This window comes from Novosphingobium malaysiense, assembly GCF_000802225.1.
Classification (GTDB): domain Bacteria; phylum Pseudomonadota; class Alphaproteobacteria; order Sphingomonadales; family Sphingomonadaceae; genus Novosphingobium; species Novosphingobium malaysiense.
Window position 1 is genome coordinate 1,050,720 of sequence record NZ_JTDI01000003.1, and the last position, 20,577, is coordinate 1,071,296.

Annotated in this window: 22 protein-coding genes and 1 pseudogene; 16 read left to right on the plus strand and 7 right to left on the minus strand. The window is 65.3% G+C overall.

Annotation, left to right across the window (positions count from 1 at the left end):
• Positions 1-14 precede the first annotated feature (14 nt).
• From LK12_RS12890 to LK12_RS12915, 6 genes are all read left to right on the plus strand, one after another.
• Positions 15-533, plus strand: a complete 519-nt coding sequence (locus tag LK12_RS12890; RefSeq protein ID WP_039284339.1) for a GNAT family N-acetyltransferase — start codon at positions 15-17, stop codon at positions 531-533.
• Between the two features lie 51 nt (positions 534-584).
• Entirely contained in the window at positions 585-1,130 is a 546-nt protein-coding gene (locus tag LK12_RS12895) for a DUF1285 domain-containing protein (protein ID WP_039284341.1), read from the plus strand.
• Positions 1,127-1,735 carry a CoA pyrophosphatase gene (locus LK12_RS12900; protein WP_039284343.1) on the plus strand — a complete coding sequence of 203 codons (609 nt, stop codon included), beginning with the start codon at positions 1,127-1,129 and terminating at the stop codon, positions 1,733-1,735. The genes LK12_RS12895 and LK12_RS12900 overlap by 4 nt, the downstream gene beginning before the upstream one ends.
• Positions 1,736-1,831: 96 nt before the next feature.
• Complete coding sequence (locus LK12_RS12905) at positions 1,832-3,004, plus strand: CCA tRNA nucleotidyltransferase (RefSeq protein WP_039284346.1); 1,173 nt, start codon at positions 1,832-1,834, stop codon at positions 3,002-3,004.
• Entirely contained in the window at positions 3,001-3,672 is a 672-nt protein-coding gene (locus tag LK12_RS12910; protein WP_039284347.1) for a retropepsin-like aspartic protease family protein, read from the plus strand. Before LK12_RS12905 ends, LK12_RS12910 begins: the two co-directional genes overlap by 4 nt.
• A 44-nt stretch (positions 3,673-3,716) precedes the next feature.
• Positions 3,717-4,364, plus strand: coding sequence for a retropepsin-like aspartic protease family protein (locus LK12_RS12915; RefSeq protein ID WP_039284350.1), 648 nt, complete (start codon positions 3,717-3,719; stop codon positions 4,362-4,364).
• 38 nt (positions 4,365-4,402) lie between these two features.
• Here LK12_RS12915 and parC read toward each other — a convergent pair whose 3' ends face one another.
• The gene (gene parC / locus LK12_RS12920; protein WP_039284353.1) at positions 4,403-6,691 is read right to left on the minus strand and encodes a DNA topoisomerase IV subunit A; all 2,289 of its coding nucleotides are present in this window, start codon (positions 6,689-6,691) and stop codon (positions 4,403-4,405) included.
• A gap of 103 nt (positions 6,692-6,794) precedes the next feature.
• On the opposite strand from parC, the gene LK12_RS12925 reads away from it, so the two are divergent.
• Positions 6,795-7,334 carry a type 1 glutamine amidotransferase domain-containing protein gene (locus LK12_RS12925; protein ID WP_039284355.1) on the plus strand — a complete coding sequence of 180 codons (540 nt, stop codon included), beginning with the start codon at positions 6,795-6,797 and terminating at the stop codon, positions 7,332-7,334.
• 49 nt (positions 7,335-7,383) lie between these two features.
• Here the strand turns inward: LK12_RS12925 and LK12_RS12930 are convergent, their stop codons facing one another.
• The 3 genes from LK12_RS12930 to LK12_RS12940 are packed head-to-tail and all read right to left on the minus strand — an operon-like array spanning position 7,384 to position 9,837.
• On the minus strand, positions 7,384-7,746 hold the full coding sequence (locus tag LK12_RS12930; protein ID WP_052223369.1) for a 2Fe-2S iron-sulfur cluster-binding protein: 363 nt from the start codon (positions 7,744-7,746) through the stop codon (positions 7,384-7,386).
• Positions 7,718-8,797, minus strand: a complete 1,080-nt coding sequence (locus LK12_RS12935) for a cysteine desulfurase family protein (protein WP_039284357.1) — start codon at positions 8,795-8,797, stop codon at positions 7,718-7,720. The genes LK12_RS12930 and LK12_RS12935 overlap by 29 nt, the downstream gene beginning before the upstream one ends.
• Complete coding sequence (locus LK12_RS12940) at positions 8,794-9,837, minus strand: cysteine desulfurase family protein (RefSeq protein ID WP_039284360.1); 1,044 nt, start codon at positions 9,835-9,837, stop codon at positions 8,794-8,796. The genes LK12_RS12935 and LK12_RS12940 overlap by 4 nt, the downstream gene beginning before the upstream one ends.
• 130 nt (positions 9,838-9,967) lie before the next feature.
• On the opposite strand from LK12_RS12940, the gene LK12_RS12945 reads away from it, so the two are divergent.
• Entirely contained in the window at positions 9,968-10,624 is a 657-nt protein-coding gene (locus tag LK12_RS12945; protein ID WP_039284362.1) for an alpha/beta hydrolase, read from the plus strand.
• A 40-nt stretch (positions 10,625-10,664) separates the two neighbouring features.
• Here LK12_RS12945 and LK12_RS12950 read toward each other — a convergent pair whose 3' ends face one another.
• The gene (locus LK12_RS12950; protein ID WP_039284364.1) at positions 10,665-10,877 is read right to left on the minus strand and encodes a hypothetical protein; all 213 of its coding nucleotides are present in this window, start codon (positions 10,875-10,877) and stop codon (positions 10,665-10,667) included.
• Positions 10,878-10,953: 76 nt separating this feature from the next.
• On the opposite strand from LK12_RS12950, the gene LK12_RS12955 reads away from it, so the two are divergent.
• Entirely contained in the window at positions 10,954-12,840 is a 1,887-nt protein-coding gene (locus LK12_RS12955; RefSeq protein ID WP_039284366.1) for a DUF885 domain-containing protein, read from the plus strand.
• A gap of 56 nt (positions 12,841-12,896) precedes the next feature.
• Here LK12_RS12955 and LK12_RS12960 read toward each other — a convergent pair whose 3' ends face one another.
• Both LK12_RS12960 and LK12_RS12965 read right to left on the minus strand, forming a co-directional pair.
• Positions 12,897-13,250, minus strand: a complete 354-nt coding sequence (locus tag LK12_RS12960) for a hypothetical protein (RefSeq protein WP_039284369.1) — start codon at positions 13,248-13,250, stop codon at positions 12,897-12,899.
• 113 nt (positions 13,251-13,363) lie between these two features.
• Positions 13,364-14,965 (minus strand): phosphoenolpyruvate carboxykinase, encoded by a 1,602-nt coding sequence (locus LK12_RS12965; RefSeq protein WP_039284371.1) that lies wholly within the window; start codon positions 14,963-14,965, stop codon positions 13,364-13,366.
• A 241-nt stretch (positions 14,966-15,206) separates the two neighbouring features.
• On the opposite strand from LK12_RS12965, the gene LK12_RS12970 reads away from it, so the two are divergent.
• The 7 genes and pseudogenes from LK12_RS12970 (at position 15,207) to LK12_RS13000 (ending at position 20,530) form a co-directional block, all read left to right on the plus strand.
• Complete coding sequence (locus tag LK12_RS12970; protein WP_039284374.1) at positions 15,207-15,977, plus strand: response regulator transcription factor; 771 nt, start codon at positions 15,207-15,209, stop codon at positions 15,975-15,977.
• Positions 15,970-17,559, plus strand: coding sequence for a sensor histidine kinase (locus LK12_RS12975; protein WP_039284377.1), 1,590 nt, complete (start codon positions 15,970-15,972; stop codon positions 17,557-17,559). The genes LK12_RS12970 and LK12_RS12975 overlap by 8 nt, the downstream gene beginning before the upstream one ends.
• Positions 17,559-17,993 carry an HPr kinase/phosphorylase gene (locus tag LK12_RS12980; protein WP_039285316.1) on the plus strand — a complete coding sequence of 145 codons (435 nt, stop codon included), beginning with the start codon at positions 17,559-17,561 and terminating at the stop codon, positions 17,991-17,993. Before LK12_RS12975 ends, LK12_RS12980 begins: the two co-directional genes overlap by 1 nt.
• Before the next feature lie 48 nt (positions 17,994-18,041).
• Positions 18,042-18,986 (plus strand): RNase adapter RapZ, encoded by a 945-nt coding sequence (rapZ, locus tag LK12_RS12985; protein WP_039284379.1) that lies wholly within the window; start codon positions 18,042-18,044, stop codon positions 18,984-18,986.
• Positions 18,987-19,034: 48 nt separating this feature from the next.
• Positions 19,035-19,440: pseudogene (locus tag LK12_RS12990) on the plus strand (PTS sugar transporter subunit IIA).
• Positions 19,437-19,715, plus strand: a complete 279-nt coding sequence (locus LK12_RS12995; RefSeq protein WP_039284382.1) for an HPr family phosphocarrier protein — start codon at positions 19,437-19,439, stop codon at positions 19,713-19,715. Before LK12_RS12990 ends, LK12_RS12995 begins: the two are co-directional and overlap by 4 nt.
• A 5-nt stretch (positions 19,716-19,720) precedes the next feature.
• Positions 19,721-20,530 carry a TrmH family RNA methyltransferase gene (locus LK12_RS13000; protein ID WP_039284384.1) on the plus strand — a complete coding sequence of 270 codons (810 nt, stop codon included), beginning with the start codon at positions 19,721-19,723 and terminating at the stop codon, positions 20,528-20,530.
• The last annotated feature ends 47 nt before the right edge of the window (positions 20,531-20,577 follow it).

Here is a 20,577-nt window from a genome sequence, read left to right on the forward strand (position 1 = left end):
TATCGGCGCGCGCGATGATCGATACAGCCACCATCATCCCGCTCGACAACGTCGATCCTGCTCTCGTCGAGCAGTTGCTCGACCATGCCTTCGAGCCCGAACGACGCCAGCGCACTGCCTACAAGGTCCGCGAAGGCGTCGACTGGCTGCCCGCGCTCAGCTTCGCCGCGCTCGATACGCAGGACATGCTCGTGGGCACGATACAGTGCTGGCCAGTGGCGCTGACCGACGAATCCGGCCGCGCGCATCCGCTGATCATGGTCGGCCCGGTCGCCGTGCTGCCCGACCGGCAGGGCGAAGGCTATGGCAAGGCACTGATGTCGGCGAGCCTCTCCTGCCTCGATTCCCGCGCGCCGCTGCCGCAGGTGATGATCGGCGATCCCGAATATTACGGCCGCTTCTGGGGTTTCACCAACGAGCATACGCGCGGCTGGGAGTTGCCGGGGCCGTTCGATCCGAACCGCCTGCTGGTGCGCTGCGAGAATCCGGCGGTGTTGCCCCCCAAGGGCATGCTCGGCCCCTGGCTGGGATAAATCCACGCACTGGAACTTGGCGCGCGCCGCCCTATCTGGCATCGCGAAACGATGCCGTACGAACCGCCACCCGAACTTGCCGGATTGTCGCTCGCCGAAGTGGCCGAGCTCGTCGCCGCGCGCAAACTGCCGCCGGTCTCGCAATGGTCGCCCGAAAACACCGGCGACAGCGAGATGCGCATTGCCGCGGACGGACGCTGGTTCCATCAGGGCAGCCGGATCAAGCGCCCGGCGATGGTCCGCGCCTTCGCCTCGCTGCTGACGCGTGACGAGGACGGTCGGCACTGGCTGGTCACGCCCGCCCAGAAACTCTCGATCGAGGTCGAGGACGCCGCCTTCATCGCCATTGACGTCAAGCAGGACGGCGATGCCCTTGCGTTCCGGCTCAACACCGACGACCTGGTCATCGCCGGACCCGACCACCCCATCCGCGCCCAGGGCGATCCCGATACGCCCGCGCTCTATCTGGGTGTGCGCAACGGCACCGAGGCCAGGCTGAACCGCAGCACCTACACCCAGCTTGCGGAGATCGCGCTGGCCGGCAATGACCTGTCCGTGACCAGCCAGGGCGCCCGTTTCTCGCTTCAGCCGGCATGAGCACGCTGTTCGACGAAGTCTCCCGCCGGTACGAAGCCGGCCATGCCAAGGCGCCGCCCGCCTTGTGGATAGACCCACGCATCCACGAGATCGAAAGCTTCAAGCCCGCCGCCGTGCTCATCGCCATTACCGAGCGTGAACGGCCGGGTATGCTACTGCTCCACCGCCCTTCGAACATGCGCGCCCATCCCGGCCAGATCGCCTTTCCCGGCGGTCGCATCGATCCGGGTGAAACGCCGGTACAGGCAGCTCTGCGCGAGGCGAACGAGGAACTCGGCATCGATCCCGAAGACGTGCGCGTGATCGGCACCAGCGACCGCTACCGCACCGGCAGCGGCTACGAGATAACGCCGGTCATCGGCGTCGTCCCGCCCGATCTCGCTATCCACCCCAATCCTGCCGAAGTCGCGCAGTGGTTCGAAGCCCCCGTCGATTTCGTGCTCGACCGCGCCAACCAGATGACGCGGACGATAGACTGGGAAGGCCGCCAGCACAGTTTCGTCGAAATCACATGGTCCGACGAACGGCAGGATCACGTCATCTGGGGTGTGACGGGCGCGATCCTCCACAACCTCGCAGGCAGGCTCGAGTGGCATGCAGCTTGAAGTGATCTCCCGGACCCTTCGTCCTGAGGCTGTCGAAGGACGTTTCGGCGCCTTGCTGGCATCCTCCGACACGCTCGGGATGAGCGGGGTCTGGAAATGACGGATACACTGGACGCCCCCTGGATGCACCGCGCGGACATCGCCGGCCTCACGGTTGCCCTTGGCAAGGACAAGGTTCGCTTCGTCGGCGGTGCCGTACGCGACACGCTGCTGGGCCTGCCGGTGAAGGACATCGACATGGCCACCGTGCTGCACCCGACCGAGGTCATCGAGCGGCTCGATGCAGCCGGCATCCGCAATGTGCCCACAGGGATCGAGCATGGCACCGTCACCGCCGTGCTGCCCGGCGGTCCGGTCGAGATCACCACGCTGCGCCATGACGTCAGTACCGACGGCCGCCGCGCCACGGTAGCCTTCGCCAGTGACTGGCGCGAGGACGCGGCGCGGCGCGATTTCACTATCAATGCGCTCTATGCCGATCCGCAGAGCGGCGAGATCTTCGACTACTTCGGCGGCAAGCAGGACCTGGAAAAGCGCCACGTGCGCTTCATCGGCGATGCCCGCCAGCGCATCCGCGAGGATCACTTGCGCATCCTGCGCTACTTCCGATTCCAGGCAAGGTTCGGATCACAACCCGCTGACGAAGAAGCAGAAAGCGCCTGTCAGGATCTTTCCGCGACACTCAAGGGCCTTTCGCGCGAACGCGTCGGGATGGAAACCATGAACCTGCTCGGCCTGGCAGACCCGGCACCGACCGTGCAGCGCATGGCAGAACTCGGCGTCCTGCCAGTGATCCTGCCCGAAGCCGATCCCGCAGCGCTGGCAGCGCTGGTCGCTTGCGAAAAGGCCCAGGGGATCGCGCCGGACGCGCTGCGCCGCCTGGCCGCGCTTCTTCCGGCGCAAGTACCGCTGGCCGAACAGGTCGCCTCGCGCTTTCGCCTTTCGGGCGCGCAGAAGAAACGTCTCGCCACGGCAGCAGCACGCGAGGATGTACCGGGCGATGCCCGCTCCCTTGCCTATCGGCTGGGCCGTGACGGCGCGCTCGATCGGCTGCTGCTAGCCGGCGCCGACGTCTCGACACTGAAAGACTGGGACATTCCCACCTTTCCGCTCAAGGGCGGCCAGATCGTCGCCCGCGGCGTCAGTGCCGGACCCGAGGTCGCGCGCACCCTGCGACGAGTCGAGGACCGCTGGATTTCCGAAGGCTTTCCCGATGAAGGTCGCGTCCTGGCCCTGCTGGACGAGGACCTGAAAGGTCACACCGGATGAATCTGGGCGAACTGGGCCGCTACCTTTTCGACCAGCCGCTTCTGGCGCTCACGATCTTTGCCATCCTGCTTGCCGTGCTGGCCGGAATGCTGACGGCTACGCGGCCCCGCCTGGCGCAGGGCCTGCGCAATACGGCCTACCTCGGCCTCGCCGGCGCCCTGCTGCTGACGATTGCCGAACTGGCGGGCCACAATACCCGCTCGGAAGCGGCGGTCTGGCTCGACCGGACCCGTCCCGCAGGCGTCGAAGGCAATCAAACCATCATCTCCATGCGCGTCGACGGGCACTTCTGGGTAGAAGCGGAGCTCAACGGCGCCCCGACCGAATTTCTTGTCGACACCGGCGCGACCTATACCGGCGTCTCCGAGAAAACCGCCACCAGGGCGGGGCTGATGCCCGACGAGGGCGACGAGGGCATGCTTCTCGACACCGCCAACGGCCCCATCGTGGCGCGCAAGGCGACGGCTTCGTCACTGCGTTTCGGCGGGATCGAGGCGAACGGGCTCACTGTCGCCATTGCCCCGGACACCGCCGGGGAGATCAACGTGATCGGCATGAACCTGCTCTCGCAGCTCGCAAGCTGGCGGGTGGAGGGCAACAAGCTGATCCTTGTTCCAAAGACGGCGGCTCCCCAGATACGGCGGGTCATGCCGAAAGGGGGAATCTGATTACGGTCAGCCCCGGTCAATCTGGTCTTTGCTAGAAGCCGAACATGGATCTGTCCGAAATCGCCTCCTACCTCGCCGAGCAGCCGCTGCTGGCGCTGGCCATGGCGGCGATATTCGTCAGTGTCCTGGGCGGTATGATACGACGCGGCGCGCCGATGCTCGGCGGATTTCTGAGGGGCCTCGGCAACCTCGGCCTGCTGGCCGCACTGCTGCTGACGATCGCCCAGGTCACCCGGTTCACCACGGGCACCGACTTCGCGCTACCCCAGCTCGGGATGCCGCGCCAGAGCGTGGAGGGAACCGAAACGCGCGTGCCGATGCAGCCGGACGGCCACTTCTGGATACGCGCGGCCGTCAACGGGGTGGAGCGCGACTTCCTCGTCGACACTGGCGCAACGCTGACAGCGATTTCTCCGGGAACGGCCAACGATGCGGATATCCGGCAAAACCCGATGAACCGCTCGGTGCTGATGCGCACGGCCAACGGCACCATACAGGCCCAACTCGGCACGATCGACGAACTGCGCATAGGCAACATCGTCGCGCGCGATCTCGACGCCGTGGTCGCGCCGGGCCTGGGCAATGCCAATGTCATCGGGATGAACCTGCTCTCCCGCCTCGCCAGCTGGCGGGTTGAGGGCAGGACGCTGATCCTCGTACCACATCATCCGCAGCCAGTGGACGAGGTGTAAGCCCCCGGCTCCCCCCTCGATGGGGGAGGGAATCAGGCTCAGAACTTGTTGTCGCGCGGGAAGCCGTTCGGCGGCAGGCGTCCGGCCGCACCGCGGGCGACCTTCCACATCACCATGTCTTTCTCGGTGCGGGTGCGACCGCTGTCGCCGCCCATCGTCCAGGACAGGCCCTCTTCAAGCTTGAGCGTCGTGACGTCGGACATGCCGCCATCGCGGTAGCGCTGCAGGGTTACGCCCTGCCCTTTGGCAAGGACCGGCAATTCCTCGAGACTGAAGATCACCAGCTTGCGGTTATCGCCCACCACGGCGACGTGGTCGTGTTCGGGCGGGATTTCCCGCACGACGGCAAGGCGCACACCCGGCTTTGTCGACATGACCGCCTTGCCCTTGCGGGTCTCGGCCAGAATTTCGTCGGTCTCCACGGCAAAGCCCCTGCCGAGGTTGGATGCGAGCAGAAGCTGCGTCTTGGGACGGTGCGGCATAGCGGCAACGATATGCGCGTCGGCATCAATGTCGACCATGGTCCGGATCGGTTCGCCGAAACCGCGAGCGCCGGGAAGCTTGTCGGCGCCGAGGGTATAGAAGCGGCCATTGTCCAGCGCGATCAGTATCTTGTCGGTCGTCTGCGCATGGAAGGTGAAGGCCGGGCCGTCGCCTTCCTTGAACTTGAAATCGCCGTCGAGCGGTACATGCCCCTTGGCCGCACGGATCCAGCCGCGCTGTGAGAGGATGACCGTGATCGGCTCCTTCTCGATCATCGCGTCCATCGAGAATTCGACCGTCGGCTTGGCCTGCGCGATCGTGGTGCGGCGGCGGCCCAGCTCCGTGGTCTCGGCGTAGTCCTTGCGCAGCGTGGTGAGGTCGCGCTTGAGGCGGGTGCGCTGGCGGGCCGGGCTGTCGAGCAGCTTCTGCAGCTCGTCCTGTTCCTTCAGCAGGTCCTCGCGTTCCTGCCGCAGTTCCATTTCCTCGAGCTTGCGCAGGGAGCGCAGCCGCATGTTGAGGATCGCTTCAGCCTGCCGGTCGGTGAGATTGAATTCGGCCATCATCACCGGCTTGGGCTCGTCCTCGGTCCGGATGATCTCGATGATCCGGTCGAGGTTGAGGTAGGCGATGATGTAGCCCTCGACCAGTTCCAGCCGCGAGGCGATCTTGTCGAGCCGGTGGCGGGTGCGGCGCAGCAGGATATCGATCTGGCTGTAGACCCATTCCTGCAGCAGCAGCTTGAGCCCCATAACGCCGGGAGTCCGGTGCGAATCCAGCACGTTGAGATTGAGACTGAACCGGCTTTCGAGGTCGGTCAGCCGATAGAGGCTTTCCTTCAGCAGTTCCGGATCGACATTGCGGCTCTTGGGCACGAGGACGATGCGGATCTGCTCGTCGCTCTCGTCGCGGATATCCTCGAGGATCGGCAACTTCTTGTCGCCGATGAGCTGCGCGATCTGCTCGATCAGCTTGCCCTTGGCGAGCATGTAGGGGATTTCGGACACGACGAGCTGCCACTGCCCGCCGCCCAGCTTCTCGACCCCGGTCTCTTCCCAGGTCCCGGCCTCGTCGCGCCCGGTCGAGAAACGCCCGCGCATGCGGAAGGCGCCCTTGCCGGTCTCGTAGGCCTGCGAGATCACTTCCGGACTGTCGACCACAAGACCGCCCGTCGCGAAGTCGGGCCCCTTGAACACCTCCATGAGCTGGGCATGTTCGGTATGGGGATTGTCGATCAGCAGCAGCGTCGCATCGATGATCTCGGCAACGTTGTGGCTGGGGATCGAGGTGGCCATGCCCACGGCGATGCCGGTGGCGCCATTGGCGAGCAGGTTGGGGAACAGGCCGGGGAAGATTTCCGGCTCGCTTTCCTCGCCATTGTAGGTCGGGATGAAATCGACGGTGCCTTCGTCGAGCCCGGCCATGAGCTGGATGGCCGTCTTGGTCAGGCGCGCCTCGGTATAGCGGTAGGCCGCCGCGTTATCGCCGTCGATATTGCCGAAGTTGCCCTGCCCCTGCACCAGCGGATAGCGCAACGAAAAGTCCTGCGCGAGGCGCACCATCGCATCGTAGACCGATGCGTCGCCGTGCGGGTGGTATTTGCCGATCACGTCGCCGACGACGCGGGCGGACTTCTTGTAGGCGCTGGCCGGATCGAGCTTGAGCTGCCGCATCGCCCAGAGCAGGCGGCGGTGGACGGGCTTCAGACCATCCCTGAGGTCCGGCAGCGAACGCGCTGTAATCGTGGACAATGCGTAGACGAGGTACCGCTCCGACAGAGCGGCGTCGAACGGCGCATCGACAATGGCGTCAAAAGGATCGGAATCGTCGTCGGTCGTGGTCACCATGGCCGGACAGCCCTAGCAACGCGACGGCCCGAGCGGAACGGGCGGAACCGAAGTTTTCCGCCATTCATTCCTTATGTGAAAGCAATTCACAAAGGAGAACACCATGCCCAAGCGCGTACTCATCGTCGCCACCAACGGTTTCGAGCAGTCGGAGCTCACCGGCCCGCGCGATGCCCTCAAGGATGCCGGCATCGAAACCGTCGTCGCCAGTCCGGAAAGCGGCGAGATCAAGGGCTGGAAGCACACAGACTGGGGCGATCCGGTCAAGGTCGACATGACGCTGGACGATGTGAAGGCGACCGAATTCGACGGCCTCGTGCTGCCGGGCGGCCAGATGAACCCGGACATGCTGCGTATGAACACCACCGCCGTGGATCTCGTGCGCACCTTCGTCGAAGTCGGCAAGCCGGTTGCGGCGATCTGTCACGGTCCGTGGCTGCTGGTGGAAGCCGGTGTCGCGAAGGGCCGCACGCTCACCAGCTGGCCGTCGATCCGCACCGACCTGCGCAATGCCGGCGCCGAAGTGGTCGACAAGGAAGTCGTCGTCGATGGAAACGTGATCACCAGCCGCAAGCCGGATGACATCCCGGCGTTCTCTAAGGCAATGATCGCGGCAGTGAAGGAAATGGCAGAGGCGGCCTGAGCAATGCTGTTCGGGTCGGCTTCCCTCGGCCGGCCCGGCCCCGCGCGGATCAGCCGATCTGCATGTCGCGCGAGACGCCCGGTATCCGCACCTCGATTCCGTCGAGGTCCGGCGTCAATTCGATCTGGCATGAAAGACGGCTGGTCCGCGCGACCCCCGCAGCGAGATCGAGCATGTCTTCCTCTTCCATCGAGGCAGAAGGAAGCTTGGCAAACCATTCGGGTGCAACGATGACATGGCACGTCGAACAGGCCATCTGGCCCTCGCATGTGCCCTCCAGCGGCATGCCCGCATTCTGAGCCACTTCCAGCAGGCGAGCCCCCGGTTCGGCCTGTGCCGCAACCTTTTCCCCTTCCGCCGTTATAAAATGCACATTCAGCAAGTCAGACTCCCTGCGCCGCCGCAGCGGCATCTATTCTAGCGCAGGCATCCTCGAGTTCCCCCGCCTCACTATATCTCCCAAATCCCAAACGGATAGAGGCTTTGGCCTCCTTTTCCGTCAGGCCAAGGGCGCGGAGTACGTGGCTGGGCCTACCCGATCCGCTGGCGCAGGCCGAACCTGCGGAAAAAGCTAGGTCGCGCAAGTCGGACATGAGCCGGGCGACGTCGAGCCCCTCCAGCCGCAAGTTGAGATTGCCGTGCCAGCGCCGGGTGGCCGAGCCGTTGAGCGTCCAGCGGGAGAGCTTTTCACGCGCCTGCTTCCACAGCCCTTCGACCACCGCCGCATCGGCCTCCATGCGCTCCTTCGCGAGCGCTGCGGCTGCACCGAACCCGGCGCAGAGCGCGGGGCTCAGCGTGCCCGAGCGCAGCCCCTGTTCCTGGCCACCGCCATAGATGAGAGGCTTCAGATCGAGCCCGTCGCGCACCCAAAGCGCGCCGATGCCCTTGGGACCGTAGAGCTTGTGCGCGGATATCGCGATCATGTCGGCATTGCCCGGCGGGGCAAGTTTGCCTGCCCCCTGAACCGCATCACAGAGGAACAGCGCGCCAGCTTCGTGCGCCCGCTCCGCCAGGGCCTCGACGGGCTGGATCGTTCCGATCTCGTTGTTGACCTGCATGACGGCCAACAGACCAATGTCCTCATGCAAGTTGACCTGAGAGTCCACCAGCCCCTCCGGATCGACGGGAAGTATGTGCACGGAGGGATCGAGCGCCCGCGCCGTATCCAGCACCGCTGCATGTTCGATGGCCGACACGGTAAAACGGGAAACCCCGCTGCCCGCCATGGCGAGATTGATCGCTTCGGTAGCGCCGGACGTGAACACCACGCGTCCACCCGGCGGCAGCAGGGCCGCAACCTGTTCGCGGGCCACTTCCACAGCGGCAGCAGCAGCCCGTCCGGGCCTGTGCGGGCTATGCGGATTGGCAAAACCGACCGTGCCCGGCCCGCCGAGCCACGGCAGCATCGCCTCGCGCGCTTCGGGCGCAAGCGGCGTGGTCGCCTGATAGTCGAGGTAGATCATGCGCGCGCTCCGATCCCGGCGATCTGCTTCCACGCCGCGATGAATTCGTCGATCTCCGCCTCGGTCGTCTCGCGACCGATGGAGACGCGGATCACTTCGGCGGGGTGGGGATAGGCCATGGCCTGCAGAACATGGCTGGTCTTGAGCGAGCCGGAGGAACAGGCGCTTCCGGCGGAAACGGCGATGCCCATCGCGTCGAAGCGAATCAGCTGCGCATTCGCGGACTTGCCCGGCATCCGGTAGGCCCCGATGGTCGGTGCCCGATGCGCCTCGGCCGCGACCACGTCGCCGCCTGCCTGCACGATTGCCCGGTCGAGCCTTTCGCGAAGTCGCCGGGCCTCGATCATCCACTCCGAGCCCGCCTCCAGCGCTGCCGCCATGGCCAGCACGCCGGGCAGATTCTCGGTGCCCGGCCGGTAGCCGCGTTCCTGTCCGCCAGTGGGATGGAGAAGGCCCCAGTCCCGCACCAGCAGCGCCCCTGTCCCGATCGGCCCGCCGAACTTGTGCGCGGAAAGGGCAATCAGGTCCGCCTCCGGCAATGCGCGCTTGCCCACCCCCTGGGCGCAGTCGGCGAGAAGCACTCCACCGGCGGATCGGACCGATCTGGCAATGACATCGAGATCCTGCACGACACCGGTTTCGCTGTTGACCTGTTGCACCGCCACCAGCCCCGCGAGCCCGGTGTCTGCGGGATCAGCACGCCCGCAGGCATCCACTGCAAGGCTCGGTGCATTGGCGGCAAGGCGCAACACGGCGTCGTGCTCGACCGGAGAGACGGCGGAAAGCGGTGCCTTCGCCTGCCCCAGTGCGATGGCGAGCGCCTCGCTGGCACCGGATGTGAAGACCACTTCCCCCTCCCACGCCAGCGCTGCCTTCACGCGCGCGCGCGCCTCTTCCAGCGCCGCGCGCGCCGCACGGCCGGGGGCGTGCGGGCTCGAGGGATTGGCCCAGATGTCGGCACCATGCAGCCAAGCTTCGCGCGCTTGCGGGAGCAGCGGCGTGGTTGCGGCGTGATCGAGATATATCCGTTTTTGGGACATTGCCTGCAAAGTTGTTTTCAGGGCCAAGGGTTCTATATAGCCACCCGTATCTTTTCCACTCCCGTCCGTCGGTTACGAGCCCCAGCGCCGCCGCGGGGCGGGAGTTTCAACAGGTCAGGCCAGAAAAAACATGCCCGCAGTCATTTTCCCCGGTCCCGAAGGTCGTCTCGAAGGTCGGTTCCAGCCCGCTCCGCGCCCGCGCGCTCCGGTTGCAATGATTCTCCACCCGCACCCGCAGGCGGGCGGAACGATGAACGACCGCATCACCCAGCACCTGTACAAGACGTTCGTCAACCGCGGCTTCGCGACGCTGCGTTTCAACTTCCGCGGTGTCGGCCGCAGCCAGGGCAGCTTCGACAACGGCATCGGCGAACTGTCCGACGCGGCTGCCGCGCTCGACTGGGTGCAGTCGATCCATCCCGAAGCCCAGACGACCTGGATCGCCGGCTATTCCTTCGGCGCCTTGATCGGCATGCAACTGCTGATGCGCCGTCCGGAAATCCGCGGCTTCATCTCGATCGCACCGCCGGCGAACATGTACGACTTCAGCTTCTTGGCCCCCTGCCCGGCTTCGGGCATCATCATTCAGGGCACGGCCGATACGGTGGTAACGCCCAATGCCGTCCAGAAGCTGGTCGACAAGCTGCGTACGCAGAAGCACATCACCATCCACCACGACGAGATCCCGCGCGCCAACCACTTCTTCGAACATGAAACCGAAGACCTGATGCGCTCGGTCGACAACTATCTCGACATGCGCCTCTCGCCGGACTGCCCGATCAAGTAAGGCGGCACCGAAGGCTGAGTTTCAGGCAGGCGTCGGAGAGCTACTCCGGCGCCTGTTCCTTTTGCGCCTCGCCGGACAGCGACTTTCCGTCCGGCGTGGGCAGCGTCCAGATCAGGATGTTGATGCCCATGACCCCGGCAAGCACCAGCATGAGCAACGCCTGCTTGCGGTAACCTTCGCGATTCCAGAGGAAAATTGCGCCCAGCACGAGGGCCACGGCCGTCAAGACGAGCAGGGATAGGGCAATGTTCATGCCCTGCCCCTAGCGCAGCGGGGCGCGAGGCGCGAGCCGGTTTGACTCGGCGTGGTCGGCCCGCCATCAACCGCGCATGCCAGACACTTCCCCCCCAGCATTTCCCGATCCGCGCCGCCCCCTTTCCCGGCGCAAGGCCCTCAACCTCCTCGCCGCAGGAACCGCCGGCGTCGCTTTCGGCGGCCTCGCCCGTCCCTTGCTCGCACCAGCGGGCGCTACCGCGAGCCCCGCCTCCAACCAGGCCGGCGCCGCCATGCTGGACGCCATCGCGTGGCGCCTGATGGAACATTCGCCGGGGCAGGCGACAAGCCTCGGCGTGGATACCGGCCCGCACACATGGATGCGCTACCGCCTCGAAGACCGCTCGCCGGCGGGCATCCAGTCGCTCGCGGCAACATTGCGAGAGGATCTCTCCCGCATCGGGGCAGTCGACACCAGTGCCCTCGATCACTCTACCCGCACCAGTTTCGCCGTCGTGAAGAGCGCCTATTCGACCGCGCTAGACGGCTTCGCCCAGCCCTATGGCGATGTCGCCGTCGGCGGCTGGCGCAACACGCCCTATGTCGTCATCCAGAACGTGGGGGCCTATCTCGATACCCCGCGCTTTCTCGATGCGGAGCACCCGGTGCACGATGCCGAGGATGCAGACGCCTACATCGCGCGCCTGGGCCAGATGGACGAGCAGCTCGACGGCGAGCTTGAACGTATGCAGAGCGCCGCCGGACAGGGGCTTGTCCCCCCGGACTTCCTGCTCGAGCGCGCCATTGCCCAGATGACCAGCACCGTCGCCGATGCCCGCGAGGGCGGCGGCAGCATGGTCAAATCCCTGGTCAAGCGCACGCAGGACATTCCGGGCGACTGGGAAAGGCAGGCGCAGCAGATCGTCGCAAGCGAAGTGGTGCCGGCACTCGAACGCCAGCTTGCCGAACTCGAACGCCAGCGCGCTCTTGCCACCGGCGATCCCGGCATGCGCGAACGCCCGCATGGCAGCGCGTTCTACGACTGGGCGCTGCGCGCCAGCACGACAACCCGCGTTCCCGCCGAGGAAATCCACAAGATCGGCCGGGAACAGCTGGCCGAACTGCACGGCCGCATGGACCCGATCCTCAAGAGCCTGGGCTATACGCAAGGGACCGTGGGCGAACGCATGACGGCGCTGGGCAAGGACCCGCGCTTCATGTTCCCCGAGGGCGATCCGGGGCGCAAGGAAATCCTCTCCTTCATCCAGCACCGGATCGACTGGATCCGCGCCCAGATGCCGCGGGCCTTCCGCACCCTCGTCCCCGGCAATGTCGAGGTTCGCCGCCTGCCCCTGTCCGAGGAACCCGGTGCGCCCACCGCCTACGGCGGCGCCGGTTCGAAGGACGGCACGATCCCCGGCAAGATGTGGATCAACCTGCGCACCACCGACCTGCACCGCAAGTACGATCTGCCCACGCTGGTCCATCACGAAGCGATCCCCGGTCACGTGTGGCAGGGCGAATACGCCAACCGCCTGCCGCTGATCCGCTCGATCCTCGCCTTCAACGCCTATTCGGAAGGCTGGGCGCTCTACGGCGAGCAACTGGCGGACGAACTCGGCGCCTATGAAGACAACCCGGTCGGTCGCCTCGGCTATCTGCAGTCGATCGCTTTCCGCGCCTGCCGCATGGTCGTGGACACCGGCCTGCATTCGAAGGGCTGGACGCGCGAACAGGCAGTGCGCTTCTTCATGGAGAAGAACGGCAATAAGCGCGAGGAAGTGGTCAACGAAGTGGACCGCTACTGCTCATGGCCCGGTCAGGCCTGCGGCTACAAGATGGGCCACAACCAGATCAACCGCCAGCGCCAGCGCGCCATCGCGGAACTCGGCCAGGCCTATGACCTGCGCGATTTCGACCAGGCGGTTGTCGACGGCGGCAATGTCCCGCTCGACGTGCTCGAAGGAAACATCAGCGCCTACATCGCGGCCACGAAGGCCTGAACAAGTCAGAGAGGCAGGGTCTCGCTACGGCGGGGCCCTGTCCAGCCCGGCTATGCTCAGGACTTGCCGAAGAATCCCTTCGCCATATCGGTGAGGTCGTCGACGGCGCTGCCGTCCCCGTCCCGGTCGAGCAGGGCCGTCACTTTCGACGGGTCCGCGGCGATCTGATTGGCGAACTGCGAAAGCGAGCCCTCACCCCCGATCGCCGCGATGATCTGCTGGATCAGCGCCATGTCGAGCCCCGTCTTGCGCGCGGCAAGCTGCGCCGTGTCACCTTCCTGCTGATGGGCCACGCCGAGCGCGGCGATCGCCTTTTCCGCCATCGCCGGATCGATCCCGAGCTGACTGGCCAGATTGCCGACGTCCGCATGTTCGCTGACCTGGCCCAGAATACCGTCGAAAAGTCCCATCTGCGGTTTCTCCTTGAGGTGATCCGGACACCATGCACCCGGTGCATGACAAAACAAGGGGCCCCGGAACCATGATCCCGGAGCCCCTTCGGTTGTTTTGCAGTGCCGGTCGGTCAGGCAGCGACGGGAGCCGCCTTGCGCACGCCTTCGTCGACGTGAGCCTCGAACTGCTCGAAATTCTCGATGAAGGCCTTGACCAGCGTCTGCGCCGTCTTGTCGTACTCGGCACCGTCGGCCCAGGCGCCGCGCGGATCGAGCAGCTTGGTGTCGACGCCGGGAACCGCGACCGGAACCTCGAAACCGAAGTTCGGATCTTCCTTGAACTCGGCGCTGTTCAGGCTGCCGTCGAGGGCCGCGTTGAGCAGCGCGCGGGTGGCCTTGATCGGCATGCGGCTGATGCCTTCCATCGTGGCCTTGCCGCCCGACCAGCCGGTGTTGACCAGCCAGCACTTCACGCCGCCCTTGGCGATCCGCTCCTTCAGGAGGTTGCCGTAGACGGTAGGATGGCGCGGCATGAACGGCGCGCCGAAGCAGGTCGAGAAGGTCGCTTCCGGCTCGGTCACGCCGATCTCGGTCCCGGCAACGCGCGCGGTATAACCCGAGAGGAAGTGATACATCGCCTGATCCGGCGTGAGACGCGCGATCGGCGGCAGCACGCCATAGGCGTCGGCCGTCAGGAAGATGATGTTCTGGGGAACCGGGCCGAGGTTGTGCTTCGACGAGTTCGGAATGAAGTCGATCGGATAGGACCCGCGACTGTTTTCGGCGAGCGAGTTGTCGTCGAGGTCGATCTTGCGCGTTTCCGGATCGATCACCACGTTTTCAAGCACGGTGCCAAAACGGCGGGTGGTCGCGTAGATTTCCGGCTCGGCCTCTTCCGAAAGCCGGATCATCTTGGCGTAGCAGCCGCCTTCGAAGTTGAACACGGCGGTGTCCGACCAACCATGCTCGTCATCGCCGATGAGCGTGCGCGACGCATCGGCCGAAAGCGTGGTCTTGCCGGTGCCCGAAAGACCGAAGAACACGGCGGTATCGCCGTCCTTGCCGATGTTGGCCGAGCAGTGCATCGGCATCACGCCCTTGGGCGGCAGCAGGTAGTTGAGGATGCCGAAGACCGACTTCTTCATTTCGCCCGCATAGGAGGTGCCGCCGATGAGGATCAGCTTCTCGGTGAAGTTGACCGCGATCACCGTCTCGCTGCGGCAGCCGTGGCGCAGCGGATCGGCGCGGAAGCTGGGCAGGTCGATGATGGTGTATTCGGGCACGAAGCCGTCCAGCTCCTGCGCGCTCGGCCGCACCAGCAGCGTGCGGATGAACAGGTTGTGCCAGGCGAACTCGTTGACGACGCGGACTTTGACGCGGTGTTCGGGCTGCGAGCCACCGAAAAGGTCGGCAACGTAGAGCTTATCCTGCTTGGCCACCTCGGCCAGGAAATCTTCCTTGAGCGCCTGGAAATGTTCCGGCGTCATCGGGACGTTGGTCTTGCCCCACCACACCGAGTTTTCCGTCTCGGCGTCCTTGACGATGAACTTGTCCTTTGCCGAGCGTCCGGTGTGCTTGCCGGTAGCCACGACGAAAGGACCGTCCGCCGAAAGCATCCCCTCCCCGTTCGTGACAGCCTGCTCGACCAGCGGCGCCGTACCGAGGTTGGCGAAGATCTGCGCCGTGGTTTGTATGCCCTGGTTTTCGAGCGGGTAGCTAAGGGAAGCGGTCAATGTAATCTCCTCCAATAGATCGCTGCACCGGGCAGCCCAACCCGGCGAGCATATCCGAAATTCTCAATGCAAGAATCGGGTCGCGCATAATCTACCCCCTCTTTTCCGTCAAATTGAGTGCGATTAAAACCTACACCGAACGGATAGGAGCAATATGGGGCAAGTTTCGCCAGCGTTGTCAGGCTCAAAGCCAGGCGCTAGGCACGGCATTCGCAGCAGTGAAGGGAATGTCCGCTCGCTCATGGTCGATGACCCGACGCCCCAGACCTCTCCCGAAGAGCCAAACGGCACTGCGGAATCGCGCCAGCAGACGATCGCGCTGGTCGACGACGATCGTAATATCCTCGCCACGGTATCGATCGGCCTGCAGGCGGAGGGTTTCGCCACGCGCGTCTATACCGATGGCGAGACCGCCCTGAAGGCGCTGCTCGAAAATCCGCCGGACCTTGCGATCTTCGACATCAAGATGCCGCGCATGGACGGCCTGCACCTGCTCAAGGCCCTGCGCGAGAAGTCCAGCCTGCCGGTGATCTTCCTGACGTCGAAGGACGAGGAGCCCGATGAGGCGCTGGGGCTCGCGATGGGCGCGGACGACTATATAACCAAGCCGTTCAGTCAGAGGCTGCTGGTCGCCCGCATCCGCGCCATCCTGCGCCGCAGCGACCTGCCTCGCGGCCCGACCGGCGAGACCGATCCGGCCGACCTGCCCGAACCGGTCGTGCGCGGCCGCCTCCGGCTCGACCCGGCACGCCACCAGGTAACATGGGACGATCGCCCGGTCTCGCTGACCGTCACAGAGTTCCTGATCCTGGAAGCCATGGCGATGCGTCCGGGCGTGGTCAAAAGCCGAAACCAGCTCATGGACGCGGCCTACAACGAAGACATCTACGTCGACGACCGGACCATAGACAGCCACATCAAGCGCCTGCGCCGCAAGTTCAGGGCCGTGGACCCCGATTTCAGCGCGATCGACACGCTCTATGGCGCCGGATACTCCTTCACCGATGGCTGACACGGCAAAGGCGGGGCCACGAAGAGGGCTCAGGACCGGGCTTGCCATGCGGCTCGGCCTGCCCTGGCGCGTATCGCTCACTGCGCGCATCCTCGCGGTCAACATCATAGCCCTGGCGCTGTTGGCGGGAAGCCTGTTCTACATCGACAGCTACCGCCGCGAACTGCTCGCCGAACGATACAGGCTGGCGAAATCGGAGGCCGACATTACCGCCGCCGCGCTTGCCGGCGAACGCGGCAGCAGCCGGAGAGAGTTGATCATCCGCATCGCCTCGGAGCAGGACCTGCGGCTGCGCCTGTTCGGTCCGCAGGGAAACCTCGTCGCCGACAGCTTCAAGCTCGGACCGCCCTCCTATCGGCTTGTCGATCCCGCCACCGAACCCTGGTACCAGGACGCCGCCCGGATACTCGACCGGGGCATGAATTTCCTGCTCGGGGCCCCGGAAATTCCCGCCTATCACGATCCGCAGGATACCAGCGTCAGGGCCTGGCCCGAACTGGCGAACGCCCTGGCCCGGGGAACGACACTGGTAACCCACAAGGCGGCCCCGGACCAGACCCCGGTGATCATCGCCGCCACCCCGGTCGGACAGGACGGATCGGGATTGCTGGTGACCCGCAATGCGCGCGACATCACCGAAAACGTGCGCATGGCCCGCCAGACCCTGGCGATCATCGTCGGTGCCGCGCTGGTGGTGTCGATCCTGCTTTCGCTGTTCCTGGCCCGCACGATCGTCGAGCCGCTGCGCAGGATCGTGCGCGCCGCCGTGCGCGTGCGGCTGGGGCGCGACCGCAGCGTGGTCGTTCCGCGGCTTCCCGAGCGTCGCGATGAAATCGGTCTGCTGGCCCGCGCGGTGTCCGACATGAGCGGAGCGCTGCGCCAACGGATCGATGCCGTCGAAAGCTTCGCCGCCGACGTCGCGCACGAACTCAAGAACCCCCTGACCTCGCTGCGCAGCGCGCTCGAGAGTCTCGACCGGGTGGAGAAACCGGACCTGCGCCGCCAGTTGATCGGCATCGCCAAGGACGATGTCCGCCGCATCGACTTCCTCGTCACCGAGATCGCCGACGCCAGCCGGATCGACGCCCAGCTCAGCCGCACCACCTTCGAGCCCGTCGACATGCTGCGCCTCGTCCAGGCCCTCGTCAGCGAGCGCGACCATCGCGGCGTCAACGGCAATTGCCCCATCGCGATCGTTCGCGAAGGCAGCGGCGCGCTCGTCGTGCCCGGCGATCCGGCCCGCCTCGAAAGGGTCTTGCAGAACCTTCTCGACAACGCGGTATCGTTTTCGCCCGAAGGCAGCCCCATCGAGGTCAATCTCGCTTCGGACGGCGAGCGGGTGCGGATTGCCGTATCCGACCGCGGCCCCGGCATTCCCGAAAGCGCGCGCGAAAGCATTTTCGAACGGTTCCACTCGCTGCGCCCCTCGCGCGAGGAGTTCGGCAAGCATTCGGGCCTCGGCCTCGCCATTGCGCGGACCATCGTCGAGGCGCACTTCGGAAAGCTTTTCGCAACCGATCGGACCGACGGCGCTGCCGGCGCCCGCCTCGTCTTGTCCCTGCCCGTCTGGCAGGACGAATGATGGCATCACCCAAACCCAGATCCCGGCAGGCCGGGTGCATCGCCATTGCCGGGCGCGGCGTGCTGATCGAGGGCCCGCCCGGCACCGGCAAGTCCAGCCTGGCCTTGGCCCTGATCGATCGCGGCGCCGAACTGGTGGGAGACGACAGTGTGGAACTGTCCCTCCGCGCCGGCCGGCTGATCGCCTCGCCCCACCCCAACACGCGGGGCCTCCTGGAAGTGCGCAACCTCGGGCTGCTGCCCTTTCCCTGTCGGGGCGAGGTTCCCGTCGCCCTGATCATAATCCTCGACGAGGCAGCCCCGCGCTACATCGAAGCGGCCGAGATGGCCGAGATCGAAGGCATCGCCCTGCCCCGCGTGCGGCTTCGACCACAGGACCACCCGCCGGCGATCAAGGTCGAACTGGCTCTTCGCCACTACGGCTTGCAATTCTGAAAGCCCCCCCCTTTTCTTTCTGCTGCGGCAAGAGCAAACAGGCGCGCAATGCAGGATGAAACAGGAAATCCGGACAAGGGAGCGCCCCGGCAACGCGTATTGCTCGTCACCGGCATGCTGGGCGCGGGAAAAACCACGGCGCTGCGCGTGCTGGAAGACCTGGGCTGGGAAATCGTCGACAACTTTCCGATCCGATTGCTCGACGGCCTTCTGGAAAGCACGCCGAGCGCCGATCACGGAGGGGCCGCGCCGCTTGCGATCGGATTCGATTCCCGCACCCGCGGCTTCGATCCCACGCGCGTCATCTCGCAGGTCAAGGCGCTGGAGGGGCGCGAGGACATCGAACTCAATACCCTCTTCCTCGACTGTTCCAGCCAGGAACTGGAGCGCCGCTACAACGAAACCCGGCGCCGCCACGCCCTCGCGTCGGACACACCGGTCGCGACGGGCATCCGTGCCGAGCGCGAAATGCTGGCGCCGCTGCGCCGCTGGGCCGAGTTGCTGATCGATACGAGCGGCTATACCTCCAACGATCTGCAGCGCGTGATTCGCGAGCGCTTCGCACCTGCAACCGGCGAGGCGATGACCGTTACGGTATCGAGTTTCGGGTTCTCGCGGGGCATGCCCCCGGTCGCCGATCTCGTGTTCGATATGCGTTTTCTCGACAACCCGCACTGGGACCCGACATTGCGTCCACAGACAGGTCAGGACCCGGACGTGGGCGACTATATCCGCAAGGATCCTGCTTTCGACGAAGCATTTACGCGGATTCGCGACCTGCTGTTGCTGCTGCTTCCGCGCTATCGCGCGCAGGGCAAGGCCTATGTTCACATCGCCTTCGGTTGTACCGGAGGAAGACACCGTTCGGTTTTCACCGCCGAGCAAGTCGCGCTGGCCTTGCGCGAGGAAGGATTTTCGCCCACATTGCTGCACCGCAACCTGGGCTCGCGAGCAGCCGATCTTCTGGAAGGGGGTCTGCGGCGTGAAAAATGAATTCAAATCCCGGGTGCAGTCGCAGGAATTTCGGAGCGCTCCCCAAAAATGATCGGTATGATTCTGGTCACGCACGGCAATCTTGCCGAAGAATTCGTTCACGCCATGGAACACGTGGTCGGTGATCAGGCCGACGTGGCCACCGTCTGTATCGGCCCCAACGACGACATGGAACGCCGCCGCAGCGAGATCGCCGAGGCCATCTCCGCGCGTCGACAGCGGCGCCGGCGTCATCATCCTGACCGACCTTTTCGGCGGCACGCCTTCCAACCTCGCCATCTCGCTGATGCAGGCCGGCAAGGTCGAAGTGATCGCCGGAATCAACCTTCCCATGCTGATCAGGCTTGCCAAGGCGCGGGAATGCATGTCTGTTCGCGATGCGGCAGCCGCTGCGCGCGATGCTGGACGCAACTACATAACGATTGCCAGCGAGTACCTGGGACAGGATGCATGATCGATTGCCGTGATGCGGTTCTCATCGTCAACAAACGTGGGCTTCATGCCCGGGCCAGCGCCAAGTTCGTCAACCATGTCGCCGAATTGCCGGGCAGCGTCTCGGTCACCGTAGCCAAGGACGGAGCCTCCGCAGCGGGAAGTTCTATCCTGGGCCTGATGATGCTGGGCGCGGCGAAGGGTGACACCATCGAGATCTCCTGCTCCGGCGATGGCGCGGAAGCCGCGCTGGCTTCGCTGACGAAGCTTGTCCGCGAAGGCTTCGGCGAAGAGTAGAGACCTTGGCTTCACGCCGTACCATCACCGGTTTTTCCAATCCGCTGGTCAAGTTCCTGCGCTCCTTGCGGGACAAGAAACACCGCAAGCGCGAAAAGCGCTTCCTGGCAGAGGGGCTACGGCTGCTGACCGATGCCCGCGAATGCGGCAAGGTGCCCGAGATCCTCGTCATGGCGACCGGCCGCGAAGCGCACCCGCTGCTCGATGCGCTCGAAGCGGCAGTCGAAAAGGCCGGCGGCGAGATCGTCGAAATGGACGTGGACATCCTCGCCAAGGTGACCGGCAAGGACAATCCACAGGCCGTCGCCGGGGTCTTCGCTGAATTCGACACGCGGCTCTCGACGATAGACCGCGATGCCGCGCCGATCTGGCTCGTGGCCCAGGCACTGCGCGATCCGGGAAACCTGGGCACCATGCTGCGCACCGGCGATGCCGTCGGCGCCGGCGGCCTGATCCTGATCGACGACTGCGCCGATCCCTTCTCGGTCGAAGCCGTGCGCGCCTCCATGGGTGCGATCTTCACGCAGAAGCTGGCAACGGCGCGCTGGGAGGAATTCCTCCCTTGGCTGCGCTCCGGGTCCGGCCAGCTCGTTGCCGCCTCGCTGCGCGATTCCACAGACTATCGCACCGCACCTTATGCCGCACCCTGCTTCCTCATGGTGGGCAACGAATCCCAGGGCTTGCCCGCTGCCTACGAGGAGGCCTGCGACCTGCGCGTCACCATGCCGATGCTCGGCCGCGCCGACAGCCTCAATGCCGCCGTGGCGGGTGCCGTGCTGGCCTATGAGGCGCTGGCGCATTTGCGCGAGGTTTGAAAACCGGCGAAGGCCCGCGGCGGTCCTCGATCCACTTGCCCCCGCCT